General features: G+C 69.1%; 8 protein-coding genes and 2 pseudogenes (1 of these 10 cut by a window edge). 6 read left to right on the top strand and 4 right to left on the bottom strand.

The window, feature by feature from the left end:
• Positions 1-38: 38 nt before the first annotated feature.
• Positions 39-2,585 (bottom strand): annotated as a pseudogene (locus tag G361_RS51685) (beta-ketoacyl synthase N-terminal-like domain-containing protein); the annotation flags it as partial.
• Between G361_RS51685 and G361_RS51680 the strand changes: the two are divergent.
• Positions 2,521-2,658, top strand: a pseudogene (locus G361_RS51680) (hypothetical protein); the annotation flags it as partial. The pseudogenes G361_RS51685 and G361_RS51680 overlap by 65 nt on opposite strands.
• 46 nt (positions 2,659-2,704) lie before the next feature.
• Here the strand turns inward: G361_RS51680 and G361_RS0101160 are convergent.
• Positions 2,705-4,402 carry a methyltransferase gene (locus G361_RS0101160; RefSeq protein WP_019925205.1) on the bottom strand — a complete coding sequence of 566 codons (1,698 nt, stop codon included), beginning with the start codon at positions 4,400-4,402 and terminating at the stop codon, positions 2,705-2,707.
• 295 nt (positions 4,403-4,697) lie between these two features.
• Here G361_RS0101160 and G361_RS0101155 point away from each other — a divergent pair, with 295 nt between their 5' ends.
• Positions 4,698-6,251 (top strand): AAA family ATPase, encoded by a 1,554-nt coding sequence (locus G361_RS0101155; RefSeq protein ID WP_019925204.1) that lies wholly within the window; start codon positions 4,698-4,700, stop codon positions 6,249-6,251.
• Positions 6,238-7,080 (top strand): HNH endonuclease, encoded by an 843-nt coding sequence (locus tag G361_RS0101150; protein WP_155981233.1) that lies wholly within the window; start codon positions 6,238-6,240, stop codon positions 7,078-7,080. Before G361_RS0101155 ends, G361_RS0101150 begins: the two co-directional genes overlap by 14 nt.
• A gap of 6 nt (positions 7,081-7,086) precedes the next feature.
• Here G361_RS0101150 and G361_RS0101145 read toward each other — a convergent pair whose 3' ends face one another.
• On the bottom strand, positions 7,087-7,461 hold the full coding sequence (locus G361_RS0101145; RefSeq protein ID WP_019925202.1) for a helix-turn-helix domain-containing protein: 375 nt from the start codon (positions 7,459-7,461) through the stop codon (positions 7,087-7,089).
• Positions 7,462-7,562: 101 nt separating this feature from the next.
• Here G361_RS0101145 and G361_RS0101140 point away from each other — a divergent pair, with 101 nt between their 5' ends.
• The 3 genes from G361_RS0101140 to G361_RS0101130 all read left to right on the top strand — a co-directional run bounded on the left by G361_RS0101140 (position 7,563) and on the right by G361_RS0101130 (position 10,434).
• On the top strand, positions 7,563-7,925 hold the full coding sequence (locus G361_RS0101140; RefSeq protein ID WP_026342572.1) for a DoxX family protein: 363 nt from the start codon (positions 7,563-7,565) through the stop codon (positions 7,923-7,925).
• 154 nt (positions 7,926-8,079) lie between these two features.
• Complete coding sequence (locus G361_RS41755; RefSeq protein ID WP_019925200.1) at positions 8,080-9,315, top strand: hypothetical protein; 1,236 nt, start codon at positions 8,080-8,082, stop codon at positions 9,313-9,315.
• 66 nt (positions 9,316-9,381) lie between these two features.
• Positions 9,382-10,434 carry a magnesium and cobalt transport protein CorA gene (locus G361_RS0101130; protein WP_019925199.1) on the top strand — a complete coding sequence of 351 codons (1,053 nt, stop codon included), beginning with the start codon at positions 9,382-9,384 and terminating at the stop codon, positions 10,432-10,434.
• Positions 10,435-10,455: 21 nt separating this feature from the next.
• Here the strand turns inward: G361_RS0101130 and G361_RS0101125 are convergent, their stop codons facing one another.
• Positions 10,456-20,631, bottom strand: the 3' end of a protein-coding gene (locus G361_RS0101125; RefSeq protein ID WP_019925198.1) for a non-ribosomal peptide synthase/polyketide synthase. The gene runs 10,344 nt beyond the window's last position; only the last 10,176 of its 20,520 coding nucleotides appear in the window; its start codon lies off the right edge, out of view; the stop codon is at positions 10,456-10,458.

The following is a 20,631-nucleotide window of genomic DNA, read 5'->3' as shown; positions in this document are numbered from 1 at the left end:
AGCACCGGCAGCCCGTCGGCCAGCGCACGCGATCCGCGGGTCACCACCAGTGCCCCGACCCCCTCACCCCAGGCGGCGCCGTCCGCACCGGCGGCGAAGGCCTTGCACCGGCCGTCGGGGGCGAGCGCACCCTGTTCGGTGAAGTCCACGAACGACGCCGGTGTGGCCATCACCGTCGCCGCCGCGACCACCGCCACCGCGCATTCGCCGCGGCGCAGCGACTGTGCCGCGAGATGCAGGGCGACCAACGCGGAGGAACAGGCGGTGTCCACCGTCAGCGCGGGACCGAAAAGGCCGAGGGAGTAGGAGATCCGGCCGGAGGCCACGGCCGAGGCGTTGCCGGTCAGCAGCAGCCCGTCGAATCGTTCCGGTGCCTCGGTCAGTCGCGGAGCGTAGTCCGACGCCATCTGGCCGACGAAAACTCCGGTGTCCGAACCGCGCAGCGTGTGCGGGTCGATTCCCGCGCGTTCCAGCGCCTCCCAGCTCGTCTCCAGCAACAGCCGCTGCTGCGGGTCCATTCCGATCGCCTCGCGCGGCGAGATCCCGAAGAAACGGGCGTCGAAATCCGCTGCCCCGGTGAGGAAATGGCCGTGCCGGGTCCCGGAGCGTCCGGGTACGCCCGGATCCGGATCCGCGAGTCGTGCCAGATCCCATCCCCGGTCGTCCGGAAACGGACCGACGGTCTCGCCACGCTCGATCAGCAACTGCCACAGCTGTTCCGGCGACTCGATGCCGCCGGGCAGTCGGCAGGCGGTCCCCACGATCACGATCGGATCGCCGATATCCGCGGGCGGGAGCGCGGGGACCGGCAACTGATCCCGCGCACGTCCGCTCGCCAGGTCCACCAGATGACGGGCCAGCGCATCCGGTGTCGAATGGTCGAAGGCCACGGTGGTGGGCACGGCGAACCCGGTGGCCTGCGACAGCGCCAGAGCCAGGCGCACCGCACCCAGCGAATCCACACCCAGCTCACGAAATGCACTGCGCCCGTCGATATTTCCGGGATCATCGAGAATGTCCGTCAGACACCGCGCGACCGTCGCACGCGCGGCCCGTAGGTGATCGGCCCCGGGTAGTGCCGCCCAAACCGGTGCGGCGGTGGCTGATTCGGCCGGATGGTCGGCCAGCAGACGCGCGAGCCGGCCGCGCGCGATCTTGCCGGTGGGGGTGACCGGAACCTCGGGGACGAGGACGAGTTCCACGGGCAGTTTGTATTCGGCGACACCCTTGGTCAGCAGGTGGGCGCGCACGGTCGCGAGATCGATGTGCCGACCCGGACGGGTCGCGGCGACCAGGCAGGGGTAATGCCCCAGCCGGGGATCGGGCCGGCCGGCGACGGCCGCGGCCGCCAGCTGCGGCAGATCGCTGACCAGTTCCTCGATTTCGGACGCGGCGAATTTCACCCCGCCCACGTTGATCACCTCGGCGTCGCGTCCCCGGTAACCGATGGTGCCGTCGGCGTTCTCGGCGGCCAGATCACCGGTGCGCAGCCAGCCGTCGGCGGTGAACGCCGCGGCGGTGCCCTCGGGATCACCCAGATAGCCCCGGAACAGATGCGGTCCGCGATACTGGAATTCGCCGACCTCACCGACCCCGCATCGGTTCCCGTCGGCGCGCACGATGCGAGCGTCGTTGCCCGACAACGGACGTCCGATACTGTTCGCAGCGACCTCAGGCGGATCCTGCGCGCGAGTGACGGTGCCCGCGCCGAGTTCGGACATCCCCCACTGCACGATCGTCGTGGCCCCGGTCAGCCGCCGCACGTCCGCGACGAGGGTGGCCGGTACCGCCGCACCGCCGGTGCGCACCTCGCGCAACGGCAGCGGGCCGGTCGCCGGATCGTCGCAGCGCTGCACCACATCTCGCAGCTGAGCGGGCACCGCGAACAGCACGTTCGCGCCGGTGCCGCGGACCAGATCCGCCAATGCGGCGGCGTCCCACCTCGGCAGCAGCGCCTGCCGGCCGCCGGTGAGCAGCGACAGGTGCACCGACAGCAGACCGAACAGATGGGTGAACGGACTGGCACTGACCAGGATGTCGCTGCCGCGCGCACCACCGTCCCGTACGACCGCCGCCGCGTTCGCCAGCAACGTACCGTGGCTGTGCAGACACAACTTCGGCCGGCCGGAGGTGGTGCCGGAGGACGGCAGCACGACGAACGGCATATCCGGATCCAGCTGTGCGGGCCGCGGCGAGGCGCCTCGATGCTCGTGCAGCAGCGCCGCGAACGAGCCGGCGCCGGTCGCACCCACGACCACGACCCGGACCCGGGTATCGAATACGGCCTGGGACAACCGGCGCTGCTCCCCCACGACGAGCAGTCGCGCGCCGGCGCGGCCCAGTAGCGCCAGCAGGTCCCGCTCGCCGTAGGCGGCATGCACCGGCAACATCACCGCACCGAGTTCGGCCACCGCGATGTGGGTCAGCAGGAACTCCCACGAATTCGGCAACTGGACCGCCACCACATCACCCACGCCGACCCCGAGCTGCTGCAAACCCGTTGCGAGCGCGCGGGATTCGGCATGCCACTGTACCCAGGTGCGTTCCTCGCCGCCGTCGGTGACCGCGGGCGCGTCGCCGAATGTCGCGACGGCCGTGGCGAGGACGTCCGCCAGCGTGTGTTCGCGGGCACGGTCCGTGCCCTCCGATGCCGAGTAGTCGTCGACGGATATCGTCATGTGCGGCATACCTTCCGGTCGGTCGTTCACCGAAGGGCGCGGTCGGCCCGCCGCCGCGCACACAGCAGGCTACCGTCCAGCGGCAGACCGGCGACCGAGACCAGCTCGAAACCCGTCTCGGCCAACAGCTTTTCGTAATGATCGGCGCTGCGCTCCCGGCCACCGACATTGCAGAGCATGTGCAGATCCCACGCCACCGCCAGCGAACGGGTGTCGTCCTCGGGCAGCAGCCGCTCCACGATCAGCAACTGCGCGCCGGGCCGGATACTCGCCGCGCAGTGCCGCAGAATCGTCCGGCACTGTTCGTCGTCCCAGTCGTGCAGGACCCGCGACAGCAGATAGACGTCCCCGCCCGCAGGGACGGATCGGGTGAAATCGCCCGCGACGACCTCGCATCGCCCGGCGAGCCCGTTGCCCGCCAGATGGTCCCGGGCCCGGTCCAGTACGTTCGCCCGCTCCACGAGCACCCCGCGCAGATGGGCGTGCCGGCGCAGGATCCGGCTCAGCAGTTCGCCGTTGCCGCCCGCCACATCCACCACGACCGCGGCGGCGGAGAAGTCGGCCAGCTCGGCGATCGGCTCGAACATCGGCGCCGAGGCCGCCATCGCCGCGTCGAAAAGACCCGCCAGGGACGGATTCTCGGCGAAATGATCGAAATGTCCGCGGCCGAAGACGGTTTCGAAACCCTCACGCCCGGTGCGGACCGCATGCCCCAGCGCTTCGAAGGAGGTGTAGAACGGTCCGCCGTAGAGCAACGCCAGCGGGCGCAGCGAGTGCGGGGCCGCAGTCCGCAGCGAATCCCCCAGCGGCGTCAGCACATAGCCGCCGCCGGCGAATTCCACGACTCCCAGCGAGGCGAGGTAGCGCAACAACCGACCGAGCCCGGCCCGATCGACGCCCAACCGGTCCGCGAGCTCGTCCGCCGACCCGGATGCCCCGCTCCGCACGGCCGCCGCAATCGCGTCCGCGACACCCAATTCCGCGGCCACCGCGATGGCCTGGGTGGTCCACGCGCCGGTCATCAACTCCAGCAACCGCTTCGCCGGCTCGTACTTCCCGGTCGACCCGTGCGACAACAGCGCCGCGACCCGCCGGCCGCGCAGCCGGAGCACCAGCCGCCGATACCCACGCCACCCGATCCGCCCCCGGAAGTACAGCGCCGTCCGATCCGCACCCGGATCGTAGCCACCCCCGTCGGCGACCAGCCCGCCCTCCTCGATCAGCAACGCACGCAACCCGGCCACCAGCACATCATCCGCCGCGTCGACCCCCAGCGCGAGATGGAACTCGTTGCGCTCCAGGCGCTCCCGTTCGGCCAGCTCGGTGAATTCGGCCCCCGGAACCACCGAGAACACCTCGATCTCGCGGGCGCCGCCGTCCGCCACGGGTATCCGGCCATGCACCACCCCGACCTCCGGGACACCCACCCCGTACCGCTCGGCGAGCCGATCACGCACCACGACACCCGCTGCCACGTCAGCGATCTCCAGGCCCGCGGCCCGCAGATCCTCGGCCAACTCCGCGGCCGCCGTGGTGAACACGAACACCGCGGCGCACACGGATGTACAGTGTGCCGCGACCGCCGCGCGCCGATCGGCGGTCAGCCGCGGAGCCAGACCGGCGAGGACGGTGTCCACGTCGAAATCGGCCATCACGGAAAGACATTCGTCGATCACGTCGGCGTCGGCCCGTTCGAGCCCTCGCGCCCACTGCCCCATCACCATGTCACTCCTCGCGGCTACACCGGCAGATGATCATCGGCGCACTGCCGCGTGGACAACATCCGGCGACCGCCCGGTTATCGCGCAATGGCCAATTGGATAGTCGAATCGACCCCGATACACCCCCCGGCTGGGCGGTGCTCGCCGGGCCGTGGCCGTGCGCCTGACGGGTTCGCGGACGAGCGGGCCGAAGCCGGTCGGCCGCAGGCCCGTTCGCGACCCAGGTCCGAGCGGGATTGTCGGCGGTGGTCCGTAGACTGGTCGATATGCTCGTCTCGCGCACCGGTTCCGCACTGTCATGAAGTTCGTGGTGTGGCCCGCCGGGAAGCCGGTGCCCCAGCGGCGCGATACGGTCTTCCTGATCCGTTCGGACTGGGACGACTGGTTCAAGTACGAAACCCTCTTCGACGCACAATATGTCGATCACCACGGTGAGATCGTTCCGATCGGCGGCACGAAGATCGGCAGATTCGGTCTCCAACCCGCGCGCGCGTCGGACGTCCGCGACGGGCACGTCGGCCGGGGACACCGGTCTCCGAATCCGCCGCAGCAGTTCGACGTACTGGGGACGAAATACTTCTCGCTGGGGCAGGACCCGTCGTTCTACGAGACGCTGACCTCGCTCGGGGACAGCTTCCGCGAGGAATTCCTCACCGCGCTGCGCGATCTGGCCTACGACCCGGAGTTGCTCGCACGCGCGGAAGCCGAAGAGGTCACCAGGGTTTCACTGCTGCGCGACGTACCGCTGCCGACCGCGCGGGGCCAGTTCGCGCGATTGGCACGCGGCGGAGTCCGATTGACGCCCTACCGTTTTCCGCTGCAGGTCGGCTCCGAGGCGACCTCGATCATCCGTCTCGACGTGCAGGTCGTGCCGGATTCCCGGCCCCCGACCAACATTCAGGTCCTGATCGGACGCAACGGGGTCGGCAAGAGCACCTACCTCAACAATCTCGCCACCGCGCTGGTGGACGGCTCCGACAGCGCCGACGACGCGCTCGACGATGTGCGCGAACAACTGTCGAACGTCGTGTCGGTGTCGTTCAGCGCCTTCGACTCGTTCGAGCCGATCACCGTCCCCCAGGACCGGACCAAGGGCCTGAGCTACCACTACGTCGGGTTGAAGAAGATCGGCGCACGCAACCAGGAGCCGACGGCCACCAAGGACCCCCGCGCGCTCTCCAACGAGATGGCCCGCTCGGCCAGATCCTGCCTGATCGGAGCCCGCCGGACACGCTGGCGGCAGGCGCTGACCCTGCTCGAATCGGATCCCATTTTCGCCGAGGCCGAATTGTCGCAACTCGTCGGCAGCGACAGTCACGACGAGAAGATCCTCTCCTCGCTCTCGCGGACCTTCCGTCGTTTCAGCTCCGGCCACAAGATCGTGCTGCTGACCATCACCCGGCTGGTGGAGACCGTGGAGGAGAAAAGCCTGGTCCTGCTCGACGAACCCGAGGCGCACCTGCATCCGCCGTTGCTGTCGGCCTTCGTCCGCACCCTCAGCGATCTGCTCGCCCACCGCAACGGAATAGCGGTGATCGCCACCCACTCCCCGGTCGTATTGCAGGAGGTCCCGCGGTCGTGCGTGTGGCGGCTGCGCCGCAGCGGCCACGAGGCCACCGTCGAACAATTACGACTGGAGACGTTCGCGGAAAATGTCGGCACACTCACCGACGACGTCTTCGGCCTGGAAGTCACCGCCACCGGATTCCACAAGATGCTCGCCGAGGCCGCCCTGCAATATCGCACCTACGACCAGGCGCTGGCATCGTTCGGCGGGCAACTCGGCGCCGAGGGCCGGGCGATCTTGCGGGCGATGATCGACGTGGCGGGTGCGGCGCGTGTGGAGCGTTGAGCCACCCACTTTCACCGTCGCCGAAACCGCGGCCCTGTGCGTCCGGGGAATCAACAATCGCATGCTCGCCGACCGGGTGCGCGCGGCACGAGAGGTGCTGACGGCGAACAGCGAACGACTGCGACAGGCCGCCGTCGACAATTCGATGCACACCCTCACCGAACATTCCTGCCCACTCGGCCAGGGATTGTCGGCCAAGAACATGGAATGGCTCTACACCTCCCAATTGGCCCGGCAGGGCCGACCCGCCCGCGCGCACTATGACAGCATCCTGCGCGCGGCCCTGCACGGCCTGTGCAGCTATTGCCAGTACGGCGCCGCGAAAACCCTCGACCACGTCGTACCGAAAAGCAGGGTCCCCGCCCTGGCGATAGATCCGTGGAACCTCGTCCCCTGTTGCGGAGACTGCAACCACACCCTGGGCAATGCCCATTCGGACCAACCCGGCGAACAACTGCTCCACCCGTACGCCATGCCCCCCACCGGCCGCTGGCTGTTCGCCCGAGTACGCGAACAGATCCCGGTGACGGTCGAATTCCGCGCCGAACCCGCCCCGAGCCTGACCACGCTGCTCCAACAACGAATCCGCCACCAATTCGAGGCCCTCAAACTGGGCGCGTATTTCGCCCGAGTGGTCGCCCAGCAACTCACCACCACCAGCCGAATCCTGCTCCGGCACTGGACCGCCGCCGACCACCAAACCGTCCGCACCTACCTACGCGAACTGGCCGAACAGGAAGCCCTCCTGGACGTCAACGGCCGCCGAGCCGTCGTCTACGAAGCACTCGCCGACAGCGACTGGTACTGCCACACCGGATTTCGCGGCTGAACCACATCATTCCCGGGAATCGTAGGTCCGATGACTGCGCTCGATCTCCTGATTGTGCTCGACGGCCCATTCCGCCAGCGTCACAGCGGGTTCGATCAGCGTGCGCCCCATTTCGGTGAGTTCGTATTCGACCCGGGGCGGCACCTCCGCGAACACCGTGCGCCCGACCAGCCCGTCCCGCTCCAGATGCCGCAACGTCAGGGTCAACATGCGCTGAGAGATGCCGGGGATACGTTCCCGGAGGATGCCGAACCGCATCCGTTCACCGTGCAGCGTCGCCACCACGAGCAAGGTCCACTTGTCACCGATGCGATCGAGGATGCCCCGAATGGCGCGTCCACCGTCACCACGGATCAGGCAGGTCTTCTCGTACTTCGACATCGCCGCTCCTGGCATCCGGTATCACGGGTGTGCCTTTTGCAGACCCCTCGACAGTGACCCATGATGACCCTACGCACAAATCGAAACCATTGGAGGTCACGGTGGTCATCGCGTACTGGATAGTCGCCGCACTACTGGCACTGTTCTACCTCTATGCCGGCGGCAGGAAGGTCACCCAGAGCAAGGAACAACTCGCCCCGATGATGGGCTGGGTGGACACCATCCCGATGCCGTTCGTCCGCCTGGTGGGCGCGGTGGAAATCCTCGGCGCCGCCGGCCTGATCCTCCCACCCGCAACCGGCATCGCCCCGGTCCTGGCGATCATCGCCGCAATCGGCTTCGCAATCCTCCAGGTCCTCGCCGCCGCACTCCACCTCTCCCGCGGCGAAGTGAACAACACCGGCCTCAACGCCGCCCTCATCATCCTCGCCGCAGTCGCGGCATGGCTCGCCACGGCGTTCTGACGGGGCGTGCGTACCGCGGTGCCTGAGCACGCCGATCCGCACGGGCCGGCGCGAACGTCGTAACCCTCACCCGATACCCAGGGGTGAGTGCGACGCCCGGAATCACCCTGGAGCGGGATGGACCCGATCCGATTGCGCGCGATGCAATTTCGCCATGACCACACGTGTTCCCAGTCGGCAGTGGGTGTTCGCGGCGCTTGCGCTCGTCCTGGTGTCCGTGTCCGCCGCCGGATGCGGTGCGGCACCGGATCCGTCGCACTCGCAGCCCAACGGTCCTGGACAGCTCATCGGGGCCGAGCACCTGCGCACCTACTCCGCCGACGAGGTCCGGACCGAACTGACCGGCAATGGATTCGATCCCGGCACAACGCGATTCGGGGTCGACACCTATCGGCTGCGGTACCGCACAACCGATCCCGGTGGGCACGAGACGACGGCGACCGGCTTGCTCGCGCTACCGCGGACCGCTGATCACGAGCTGTCGACGGTGGCGTACGAGCACGGCACCCAGGCCACCGCGGCGGAGGCTCCGTCGACCGCGGCGGACGGCGGTGACGTCGCGGCCGTACTCACCTATGCTTCCGCCGGATTCGCGAGCGCCGCAACCGATTACCTCGGGCTGGGGCTCGGCCCGGGACCGCACCCCTATCTGGACGTACCGTCGGAGACCACGGCGACGGTGGACATGCTGCGGGCCGCCCGCAGCGAGGCCGCGGCGCTGAATCGGCAACTGCGCGAACAGGTCTACATCACCGGCTTCTCGCAGGGCGGGCCCGCAGCCATGAGTGTGGCGCGGGCGTTGCAGGACGGTTCCGGCACCGGTTGGCGCGCCGCCGCGGTCGCGGCGATCAGCGGCCCGTTCGCGTTGCGGACCGCCGAGATTCCGGCCGTGTTCGACCGCACTCTGGACCCGGCCTCGTCGGGCTTCTACGCCGCATACCTCCTGGTGTCCTGGAATCGCCTGCACCAGCTGTATCGCTCGCCGAGCGAGGTGTTCCAGCCGCCCTACGACGGCACCATGGAGCAATTGCTGGACGGCTCGCACACCGACGACGAACTCCATCGGGGCTTCCCGGACGGCTTCGACCGGTTGCTCACCCCGCACGCCGTGGACATGCTGCAGCATCCCACCGGTTCGCTGGCCGACGCACTGCGGGTCGCCGACGGCACCTGCAGCGGCTGGACCCCGCACCTGCCCATCCGGCTGTACATCGGCGAGAAGGACACCGATGTCGCGACCGCCGACAGCGCGCAATGCCGCGCCGCCTTCGGGCAACTCGGTGTCGACACCCCGATCGTCGATCTCGGCCCCCTCGACCACAGCGGCTCGGGTGTCGCCGGCACCGCCCAGGCCGTGCGGTGGTTCACCGAACTCGATACCACGCAATGACGCCGCCGCCGGTGTCGCACCGACACCGGTTTCCCCCGGGCTAAACGCCGATGTCACGATCATGCGGTGTCATCTGCCGCCCCGCCGCCCCCGTCCGACCACGACACCCCGACGCCGGATCCACCCGCGCGAGCCGTCGTCGACTGCGCGGTCTACGTCGACGGTGCCCGCCTGCCGGGCTCGTTCACCCCGCAGGCCGCGCTGGCGGAGGTCCGCGAACGCGGCGCCGGATTCGTCTGGCTGGGCCTGCACGAACCCGACGAGCAGCAGATGACCGAGATCGCCGGCATCTACGGACTGCACCCGCTCGCCGCCGAGGACGCGGTCCGCCCCCGGCAGCGGCCGAAGCTGGAACGCTACGACGACACCCTGGTCGTGGTCATGCGCACCGTCACCCACGTCGAACACGATATGCACACCGTCAGCGAGATCGTCCTGACCGGCCAGATCCTGATCTTCGTCGCCCCCGATTTCGTCATCGCGGTCCGGCACGGCGAACACTCCGGCCTGTCGGGAGCACGCCGAGCGCTGGAAGCCGACCCCGAACGCCTACGCCGGGGCCCCGGCGCGGTCCTGCACGCCATCGCCGACTACGTAGTCGACTCCTACATCGACGTAGCCCAGGCAGTCGAACAGGACGTGGACGCGATGGAGGAAGAGATCTTCACCCCCGGCACCACCATGCCGATCGAACCGATCTATCAACTCAAACGCGAAATCGTCGAAATGCGACGAGCAGTAGCCCCTTTCGCCCTCCCATTGCAGATGCTGACCCAGAAGGAAATGCCCCTGTCCAAGGAGGTCCGCCGCTACCTGCGCGACGTCGCCGACCACCACACCATGGTCACCGAGCAGATCACCGTCTTCGACGAATCCCTGAGCGCGATGATCGGCGCCGCCCTCGCCAAAACCGCCGTACAACAGAACACCGATATGCGAAAAATCTCCGCCCTGGTCGCCATGGCCGCCGTCCCCACGATGATCGCCGGCATCTACGGCATGAACTTCGACCACATGCCCGAACTACGCCAGGTCTGGGGCTACCCGGTCGTACTCACGGTAATGGTCGTCCTGTGCGCCGCACTCCTGGTGCTCTTCCGACGCAGCAAATGGCTCTGATGCGAGCGGATGGCCGGCCGTTCACAGCAGATCGCGGAGGATGCGTCCGATTCGGTTCATGTTCTCGGGGCGGTCGAAATCTCCGTGGGCGCAGTCGATCTCGAAGACGTCTATGCGGCCGGTGAGGTGGGGGCGCCAGGCGGTCTCGAATTCGGTTGTGATGTCGTCGATTCGGGTGTCGTCGCTGTCGATGGTGCCGCCGAATATCGTCATGTCGCCTTCGTGGCGCGGGGAGGTGCAGCCCTGGAGGAGGGTGCTGTTGTTGATGAGGACCTTTGTCGCGCGTTCGGCGAGTTCTCGTACCACCTCGGATTCGAGTTGTTCGCCGAATCTGTCTTCGGCCCAGGCTCGGATGCCTGCCAGGGCGTCGTCCTCGGAGACGTCGGGTTGTTCGTCCATCGGGACCACGGGTTTGCTGTCCACGATGCCGAGGAAGCCGATCTGCTTGCCGCGCTGGGCGAGTCGGTGGGCGAGGGTGTGCGCGAGGATTCCGCCGTACGACCAGCCGAGCAGGTGGTACGGACCGTCCGGCTGGGTGGTGAGGATCCGGTCGGTGTAGTCGTCGATCATCTCCTCGAACGAGCCGGCCGGTGGGCCGTCGGCCAGGCCGCGGGATTGGATCGCGTAGATCGGGTGGTCGGGCAGGTGGGGGCCGAGCTGGCGGTAGAACCAGCCGAGGCCGCCGCCGGGGTGCAGGCACCACAACGGGTTTGCGGAACCGGTGTCCTTCAGGATCAGGATCGGATCGAAATCCGTGCTCGACGGCGCCGCGTCGTCGAGGCGGGGGGACAGCTGGGCGACGGTCGGGGCGTCGAAGATGACCCGGACCGGTATCTCGACTCCCAGGGCCGCCCGGATCTTGCTGGTGAGGCGGGTCGCGAGCAGGGAATGGCCGCCCAGGACGAAGAAGTCGTCGTCGATGCCGACCCGGTCCAGGCCGAGGATCTCGGCGAACAGCTCGGTCAGGACGCGTTCGCGTTCGTCGGTCGGTGGCAGATAGGTGACCGCGGAGGCGAATTCGGGATCCGGTAGGCCCTTGCGATCCAATTTGCCGCTCGCGGTGAGCGGTACGGCGTCGATGACCATCACGACCGCCGGGACCATGTAGTCGGGCAGGCGGCGGCCGACCCAGCGGCGTATCTCGGCGGCGAGCAGTCCGGCCTGTGGATCGTTGGCGTGGGAACGGGGTTCGCCCACAAGGGTTTCCGGGAGGTAGACGTCGGTCAGGGGGCGGCCGTCGGTGGTGGCCGCGTCGACGAAGATCGCGTCCATGTGGCCCGGTTCGGACGACCAGGTCACGGCGGTGATGTAGCCGGACTGCTGTCCGAGGCGGTGCAGGTCCTCGGGAAGCAGGGCCGTGCTGGTCCGCTCGGTGACGGTGGTGACCGGTTGTCCTGCCCGGATGCGTCGGGTTGCTTCGACCTGGCCGGTCAGGCCGGCGTGCGGGATGCCGGTGACGCGGAATCCGTTCGGGTGCTCCGCCTCGAGTTGTGCGCGCAGCGAATCTCTGTCGCGGAAGGTGTTTCTCGGTACGGTGGCGGCGGAGATCGGGTTCGGTGGGGTTTTGCGCAGGACGACGTCGTAGCGGTATCGGGTCAGTTCGTTGATCGCTTCGCCGCGTTGGAGCTGGATGTCGACGGTGTCGAATCTGGCTGTGCCGCCGCATAATCCGGTGAAGAATTCCGGTGCCAGCAGTAGTTCCTGTTCGGCGGCGATGTCGCGGCGGACCCGGTCGGCGACGGCGGCCGGATCGTCACCGCCGTCGCGGGCGATGCGGACCGCGGTCGCGAATTCCTCCAGCAGCGCGAGATTGCGTACGTCGCCGACGAATACGGCGCCGCCGGGGGCGAGGAGGTCGTGGACCCGTTCGAGGACGTCGCGCAGGTATCCCTGGCCGGGGAAGTACTGGATCACCGAGTTCAGGACGACGGTGTCGAAGTGGTTGCGCGGCAGTCCGTCGGTGTCGTCGGCAGTCCGTACGTCCAGGATGACGCGGTCGGTCCAGTCCGCGTCCAGGGCACTCACCTGGCGTCGGAGTGTGCCGATGGTGGCGGCGGAAAAGTCTGTCGCCCAGTACTCTTCGCAGTCGGGGGCCAGTTGTGACATCAGCAGGCCCGAGCCGACGCCGATCTCGAGCACCCGCCGTGGCCGCAGGCCGCGGATCCGCTCCACCCGGGTCGACCGCCATTCCCGCATCTGCTCCTCCGGGATCGGTTCCCCGGTGTAACTGCTGTCCCAGCCACCGAAGTCCTCTCCGAACGGGGCGTTCGCGCTCGTGTACAGCTCGTCGTACACCTGCTGCCATTGGCCGACGAATTCGCCGGATACGGCGACCGGGCCGGAGCGGTCGGCGACCACGTAGCCGATCAGCTGTTTGCCGCCGGATTCGGTCTCGCGCGCGACGACCACGGCGCGGGATACCGAGGGGTGTTGTGCCAGAGCGGTTTCGATCTCCGCCGGTTCGACGCGGAAGCCGCGGATCTTCACCTGGTCGTCGGCGCGGCCGACGAATTCCAGTACTCCGTCCCGGGTCCACCGCACCACGTCGCCGGTGCGATACATCCGTTCGCCGGCCGCCTCGAACGGATCGGCCACGAAGCGGGCCGCGGTCAGTCCGGTCCGGCCGCGATAGCCGCGTGCCAATTGCGCACCGGCCACGTACAACTCGCCGGGTATCCCGGCCGGGACCGGCCGCATCCACGAATCCAGTACGTAGGCACGGGTGTTGGCGACCGGCGCGCCGATCGGCACCGTCCCGGTCACGTCGCCGGTCACCGCCGCCGAGGTGACGTTCACCGTGGCCTCGGTGGGGCCGTAGAGGTTCTCGACCACGGCATCCGGCCACCGGGTCCGCAGTGTCTCGACCAGGCCCGCCGAGAGCACGTCGGCGCCGGTGTGTACCCGCCGCAGACTCTCGAACGGGTTGCCCCGCAGGGACTCCGCGTGCTCGGCCAGGGCGGCCAGCAGCGGCGGTGTCCCGAACATCGCGGTCACCGAACGACTCTCGACCAGCCGCGTGATCTCCACCGGATCCGACCGCACCTCACCCGCCACCACCAAGGTGGCGCCACCACACAACGCCGGCCAGATCTCATACGTCGACGCATCGAACGCCACCGACGAATGCACCAGCACCCGATCACCCACACCCACCGGCCACGCCTGCGCAACCAGATTCACCACATTGCCATGCGTGACCGCCACACCCTTCGGCACACCCGTCGAACCCGACGTATAGATCACATACGCCACATTCCCCGGCCGCACCGCGACCGCGAGATCGGTGCCGGGCGCGCGCATGTCGAGTGTGTCGAGCGTCAGGTGCGGCACGTCGGCGGGGGGAAGCGTGCTCGCGGTGACCGAATCCGTCACGACCAGCACCGGTGCGGCGTCCGCCAGCACGAAAGCCAGCCGATCCGAGGGATATCCGGGATCGATCGGCAGATACGCGCCACCGGCCTTCGACACCGCCACCAGCGCGACCAGCAACTCCGCGGACTTCGGCAGCGCGACCGCGACGATCGCGTCGGGACCGACACCGCGCGACATCAGTTCCCAGGCCAGCAGATTCGCCCGGAAGTCCAGCTGCCGATACGTCAACTCGGTATCCCCGCAGATCACCGCGACCGCTTCCGGATCCGCGGTGACCCGGGCCTCGAACAACCCGGTGAGCGTCGAATCCGGGACGTCGGTGCCGGTCTCGTTCCACTGCCGCAGCACCCGTGCACGTTCGACACGATCCAGGATCTCGATCGCGCCGACCGGGATGCCGGGATCCGCGGTGACCGAGCCCAGGATCCGCACCAGTCGCCGCGCCATCGCCTCGACCGTCGAACGGTCGAACAACTCCGTCGCGTACTCCACGAACCCGTTCCACGCCTGCCCCGCCGGTGTGTCGGCGATGTTGAAGAACAGGTCGAACCGCGCGGTGTCGATGGACGCCGGATACGGCGCGAAGCCGACCCCGCCCAATTCGACCGCCGGCAGGGCGTTGTTCTGGAATGCCAGGGTGACCTGGAACAGCGGATGGTGCGCCGCGGAGCGGACCGGATTCAGCAGCTCGACCAGCAATTCGAACGGCGCGTCCTGATTGTCGTACGCCGCCAGCGCCTTCGCGCGCACCTGCGCCAGGAGTTGCGCGAACGGCACGGCGGGCAGCACGGTCGTCCGCAGTACCCAGGTATTGACGAAGAATCCGACGAGGTCGGCGAGTGCTTCGTCGGTGCGACCGGCGATGGGCGCGCCGATCGGGATATCCTCCCCGGCACCGAGTTTCGACAACAGCACCGCGAGCGCCGCTTGCAGCACCATCGACACCGTCGCGCCTTCGCGAGCGGCCAGCCGCTCCACCGCGGTCCGGGTCGCGAGGTCGATCTCGAACGGCACCAGGTCACCGCGGTAGCTCGCGACCCGTGGCCGCGGCCGGTCCGTGATGAGCGGCAACTGTTCGGGCAGGCCGTCCAGTTCACGCCGCCAGTAGTCGAACTGCCGGGACACCACGCTGTCGGGATCGGTGGCCGATCCCAGCCAATCCTGTTGCCACAGGGTGTAATCCACGTACTGGACCGGCAGCGGAGCCCAGGCCGGGGCCCGGTCCGCGAGGCGGGCCGTATACGCCGTGGCGAGGTCGCGCAGCAGCGGCGCCAGCGACCAGCCGTCACCGGCGATGTGGTGCACCACCAGCACCAGCACGCATTCGTCGACGCCGTGCCGGAAGACGCCGGCGCGGATCGGAACGTCCGCCGACAGGTCGAATTCGTATCGGATCGCCGCGATCACCGCCGAATCCAGTTCCCCGGGAGCCACATCGGTGACGGTGACCGGCACGTCGAAATCACGCGGTTCGAGCACTCGTTGGGCCGGTGCGCCGTCGATCTCGGTGAAGACCGTGCGCAGACTCTCGTGCCGGGCAACGACATCCGCGACCGCCGCGGCGAAGGCGGACGCATCGAATACGCCCGTCAACCGCACGGCCAGGGGAATGTTGTAGGTCGCGGAACGACCTTCGAGCCGGTGGATGAACCACAGCCGGCGCTGCGCGAACGACACCGGCACCACCTCCGGCCGGTTCCGGGCCGACAGGGCGGGGCGCACCGGTGTACCGGCGTCCAGCCGAGTTGCCAACTGCGCCACCGTCGGAGCGTCGAACACCGCCCGGATCGGCACCTCTGCCCCCAGTTCCGTACGGATCCGGCTCACCAGGCGGGTCGCCAGCAGCGAGTGACCGCCGAGTTCGAAGAAGTTGTCGTCCGCGCCGACATTGCCGCGGCCCAGGACCTCGCCGAACAGGACTGCCAGCGCCTGTTCCCGGGCATCGGCCGGGGCCCGATATGCCGCCGCGGACGCGAAATCCGGTTCCGGCAGCGCCGCGCGGTCCAGTTTGCCGTTGGTGGTCAACGGAACCGAGTCGATCACCTGTACCGCCGCGGGCACCATGAACTCCGGCAGCCGGTCGGCCACCCAGCGGCGGACCTCGCGGCCGTCGAGCGGCTGCCCGCCGGATACGACGTAGGCGATCAGCCGTTTGCCGCCGATACCGGCGCCGCGGGCCAGCACGATCACCTGCGCCACCGAAGGATGTTGCGCCAGTGCAGTTTCCACCTCGCCGAGTTCGACCCGGAATCCGCGGATCTTCACCTGGTCGTCGGCACGGCCCACGTACTCCAGCTCGCCGCCGGCCGTCCAGCGCACCAGGTCGCCGGTGCGGTACAGCCGTCCGCCGGACGGATCGAAGGGGTCGGCCACGAACCGGGCGGCGGTCAGCGCGGACCGGCCGCGATAGCCGCGGCTCACCTGCGGACCGGCGAGGTACAGCTCTCCCGCGACGCCGACGGGTACCGGCCGCAGCATCGAATCCAGTACGTACGCACCCACTTCGGCCAGCGGGCTACCGATCGGCACCGACGCGGCGAACACCTCCCCGGGCTCGAAGGTCCGGGTCACCGCGAAGGTCGTGGTCTCGGTCGGCCCGTACCCGTTCACGATTCGCGTACCGGGACATCTCGGCAGCGCGCGCCGCAGCAGTTCCGCCGGAATCTCCTCGCCGCCGACCCACACCTGACGCATACCGGCGAACGCCTCCGGGCGATGTTCGACGAACAGTTCGAACAGCCGGGTCGTGAAGAAGGTGGCCGTCACCCGGTGCTCGATCAGCAAGCGGGCCAACGCCCCGAGATCGGCGCGATCCGGCGGCGCCACCACCACCCGGCCGCCGCCGAGCAGCGGAACCCAGATCTCATAGGTGGAGGCGTCGAAGGCGACCGAGGAATGCCACAGCACCGCCTCGTGCGCACCGCCACGCCACCCGGGATCGGCCGCGAACGTCGCGATATTGCGGTGGGTGACGGCCACCCCCTTCGGCACCCCCGTGGATCCGGAGGTGTAGATCACGCAGGCGCAATCGTGCGGCCGTACCGCGGCGGCCCGATCGAGTCCGGATCCCCGCGCGAGATCGACACTTTCGAGGTGGACCTGCGGGATCTCGGTGGAGGGCAGCGCCTTCGCCGTGGCCGCATCGGTCAGGGTCACCACCGGTGCGGCATCGGTGAGCATGAACGCCAGCCGATCCGCGGGATATGCCGGATCGATCGGCAGATAAGCGCCACCGGCCTTCAGCACCGCGAGCAGCGCCACGATCGACTCGGCCGACCGCGGCAGCGCCACCGCGACGACGGTATCGGGCCGCACCCCGTGCCCGCGCAACACCCGTGCGAGCCGGTCGGAGCGGAGATCGAGTTCCCGATAGGTCGATTCGGTGTCGCCGCAGACGATCGCGACCGCCGCCGGATTCGCGGCGGCCCGTGCCCGGAACCGCTCGACCACGGTGGCGTCCGGCGCTTCGGCGCCGGCCCGATTCCGGTGGCGCAGCACCGTTTCCCGCTCGTCGGTGCCGAGGAGGTCCAGCGATCCGACGGGAATGTCGGTGTCCGAGGCGAATTGCTCGAATATCCGCGCCAGCCGCGCCGCCATCGCCTCGGCCACGGGCCGGTCGAACACCTCGGTGCGGTACTCCAGTTGCAGTCGCAGGGTGGGACGGGCGTCGGCGACGAGCGTGACCGGGTAGTGCGAGGGGGTTTCGGGTCGCGCGTCGACGATGCCGAGTCCACTCGTCGTGGCGACCTGCCCGATGCCGGCCTGGTCGACCGGATAGGACTCGAACGCGATCAGGGTGTCGAACAACGCGTTCAGGCCCACGGCCTGCTGGATGTCGCTCAATCCGACGTGGTGATGGTCCAGCAGTGCGGCCTGACCGGCCTGCAGCCCGGTCAGGATCTCGGCGAGCGTATCGCGCGGCTCGAACCGTACCCGGACGGGCACGGTGTTGATGAACACGCCGACCATGGCGTCCACCCCGGCGACCGTGGGCGGACGGCCCGATACCGTTGCCCCGGCGACCACATCGCGGCGTCCGGTCGATACCGCCAGCAGGATGCCCCAGCCGCCCTGCACGACGGTGTTCACCGTCACGCCGAGCGCGGTGGCCCGCCGGGTCAGCGCCGAGACGGTGTCGTCGGTGAGCGCCACCTCGATCCGTTCGATCCCGCCCCGCGCGGAAGCTGCTGCGCCGCCGTGCTTTCCGAGGCTGTCGGCGAGCAGGGTGGGCTCCTCGACGCCCGCGAGCGCCCGGGTCCAGGCCCGAACACCGGCGCGCGGATCCTGCGCGGCGAGCCAGGTCAGGAAGTCCCGATAGTCGGGAACGGCGGGCAGTCCGGTGAGGTCGCCGCCGGAACCGTACAGCTGCAACAGGTCTCGGATCAGCAGCGGCAGCGACCAGCCGTCGAGCAGGACGTGATGGGCGGTGAATATCAGCTCCGCGCGCTGTGCGGCCGTGCGTACCAGCGTCAGCCGCAACAACGGTGGCACCGCGGCATCGAAATGCGCGTCCCGATCCTGTGCGAGCACGGCGGCGGCACCGTCGGCGTCGTCCCGCGCATCGACCACGCGCCACGGCAATTCGACCCGGTCGGCGACCACTTGGATCGGGGCGCCGCGGGAATCGGCGCCGAAACACACCCGCAGATTCGGATACCGGTCGAGCAGACCCTGTCCCGCCGCGCGCAACCGGTCCGGATCGACCGGCCCGTCCAGGGTGAACACCACCTGCATGTGATAGGCGTCGAATCCGTTGTCCGCCAAGCCCTGATGGAACAGCAGCCCCGACTGCATCGGCGTCGGCGGCCACACGTCCACCAGGCGCGGATACCGCTGCTCCAGCGCCTCGATCTCGGGCTGGGCCAGATCGACCAGCGGCAGATCCGAGGGCGTCAGACCACCGGCGCCGGAGGTGGCCGCGTGGCGGGCCAACCCCAGTACCGCGTCCCGCCAGAGCCCGGCCAGTTCGGCCACGTCGGCCCGCGCGAGTACGCCTGCGGGAGCGGTGAACACCGCTTGCAGGACCGGGCCCTCGTCGGTGTCGACGATCATCGCGAGCGTGTCCAGCACCGATAGCACGGGCATGGCCGAGAGGGCCGGATTCAGTGGCGTGATCAACTGACCGGCGTCGGCCGCCGGTGTCCAGCCCGCCCCGCGCAGTCGGGGCGGCACCAGATCCCCGGCGGTGAATCGGCCGAGGTAGTTGAACGCGATCTGGCCGGTCGGAAACTCCTGCAGCACAGCGGCGGTCGCCGGGTTGAGATAGCGGAGCAACCCGTAGCCGATGCCCTTGTCCGGCAGGGCGCGCAGCTGTTCCTTGATCGTCTTGAACAGTGCGCCCGCGCCGTCGCCGCCCGCGCAGAGGTCCGCCCAGGTCGCGACGCCGGCGTGCAGGCGGATCGGGAACATACTGGTGAACCAGCCCACCGTATTCGACAGGTCGGCGCCGGGGACGACGTGCTCCTCCCGGCCGTGGCCCTCCAGCGTGATCAGCACCGAATCCGCACGGACGCCGCGCATGTGCCGCCAGCGCGTCACCGCGGCCGCCAGGGCGGCGAGCAGTCCGTCCTCGACACCGCCGTGGAATGCGGCGGGCAGGGCGGTCAGCAGAATGCCGGTGTCGGCCACCGGAATCCGGATCTCGACGTGTTCGGTGGAGGCCATGACATCGATCGCCGGATCCAGCGGACGCGAGCCCAGCATCGGATCGGGTCCCGCCGAAACCGCACGCCACCAGTCCAATTCCGCCACCCGCCGCGGGCTCACCGCCTCCTCGGCCAGCGCGTGGGCCCAGCGCCGCAGCGAGGTACCCCGCACCGCCGGCGCCGGCGCGGCACCGGACGACACCGCCTGCCACGCGGACGCGAAGTCCGGCAACAGGATTCGCCAGGACACGCCGTCGACCGCCAGATGATGCGCGACGACCGCCAACCGGCCCGCGCGCACCGGACCGGCATCGAACCAGACGAATTGCACCAGTGCGCCGGTGGCGGGTGCGAGGCGGCCCACCGCGGCCGCCAGTTCGGGAATCATCGCGTCCGTATCGGTCGCCTCGACCCGGTGCAGGAACCGCCCGACATCGATCGCGCCCGGCGGCGCGACCTCGAGTCCCGGGCCGCGGTCGTCGTCGACCAGTCGCGACCGCAGCACATCGTGGCGGTCGACGACGGTACGCACGGTCGCGAGCAGACCCGCGCGGTCGATGCCGACCGGCAGTTCCAGCACCATGGACTGGCCGAATGCCTCGAAGCCCGTGCCCATTTCCCGCACGTGCCGGGCGACCGGCAGCAGCGGCAGCCATCCGGTGCCGCCACCGTCGAGCTCGCGCAGCACCGGATCCTCCGCGCGCCCACCGGCCACCGCGGCCAAGGCCGCGACCGTCCGCCGCTCGAAGATCTCCCGCGGGCTCACCACCACACCGAGCGCCCGCGCCCGCGACACCACCTGGATCGACCGGATACTGTCGCCGCCGAGTTCGAAGAAGTTGTCGTCCGCACCCACCCGCTCGAGGCCCAGCACCTCGGCGAAGACCGCGGACAGCACCCGCTCCACGGCGGTGCCCGGCGCCCGATAACCGGTGGAGGACACCACTTCCGGGGCCGGCAGCGCGCCGCGATCCACCTTCCCGTTGACGGTCATCGGCACCGCGTCGATCACGGTCACCACCGACGGCACCATGAAATCCGGCAGTCGTTCGGCGGCGAACTCGCGCACCTGTGCCCCGTCGACTCCGGTCGCGCCGAGACGGTCGAGGACGACGTAGCCGACCAGCCGCTTACCCGAGGCCCCGGCGCCGACCGTGGTCACCACGGCGCGCGTCACCGA

It is taken from the genome of Nocardia sp. BMG111209, from assembly GCF_000381925.1.
GTDB lineage: Bacteria > Actinomycetota > Actinomycetes > Mycobacteriales > Mycobacteriaceae > Nocardia.
Note: the sequence above shows the minus strand (reverse complement) of the source record. Positions and strands in the feature narration are given on the sequence as shown.

Coding starts and splice junctions, on each gene's coding strand:
- G361_RS0101160 (WP_019925205.1), bottom strand. CDS start 4,402: ATGGTGATGGGGCAGTGGGCGCGAGGGCTCGAACGGGCCGACGCCGAC.
- G361_RS41755 (WP_019925200.1), top strand. CDS start 8,080: ATGACCACACGTGTTCCCAGTCGGCAGTGGGTGTTCGCGGCGCTTGCG.
- G361_RS0101155 (WP_019925204.1), top strand. CDS start 4,698: ATGAAGTTCGTGGTGTGGCCCGCCGGGAAGCCGGTGCCCCAGCGGCGC.
- G361_RS0101145 (WP_019925202.1), bottom strand. CDS start 7,461: ATGTCGAAGTACGAGAAGACCTGCCTGATCCGTGGTGACGGTGGACGC.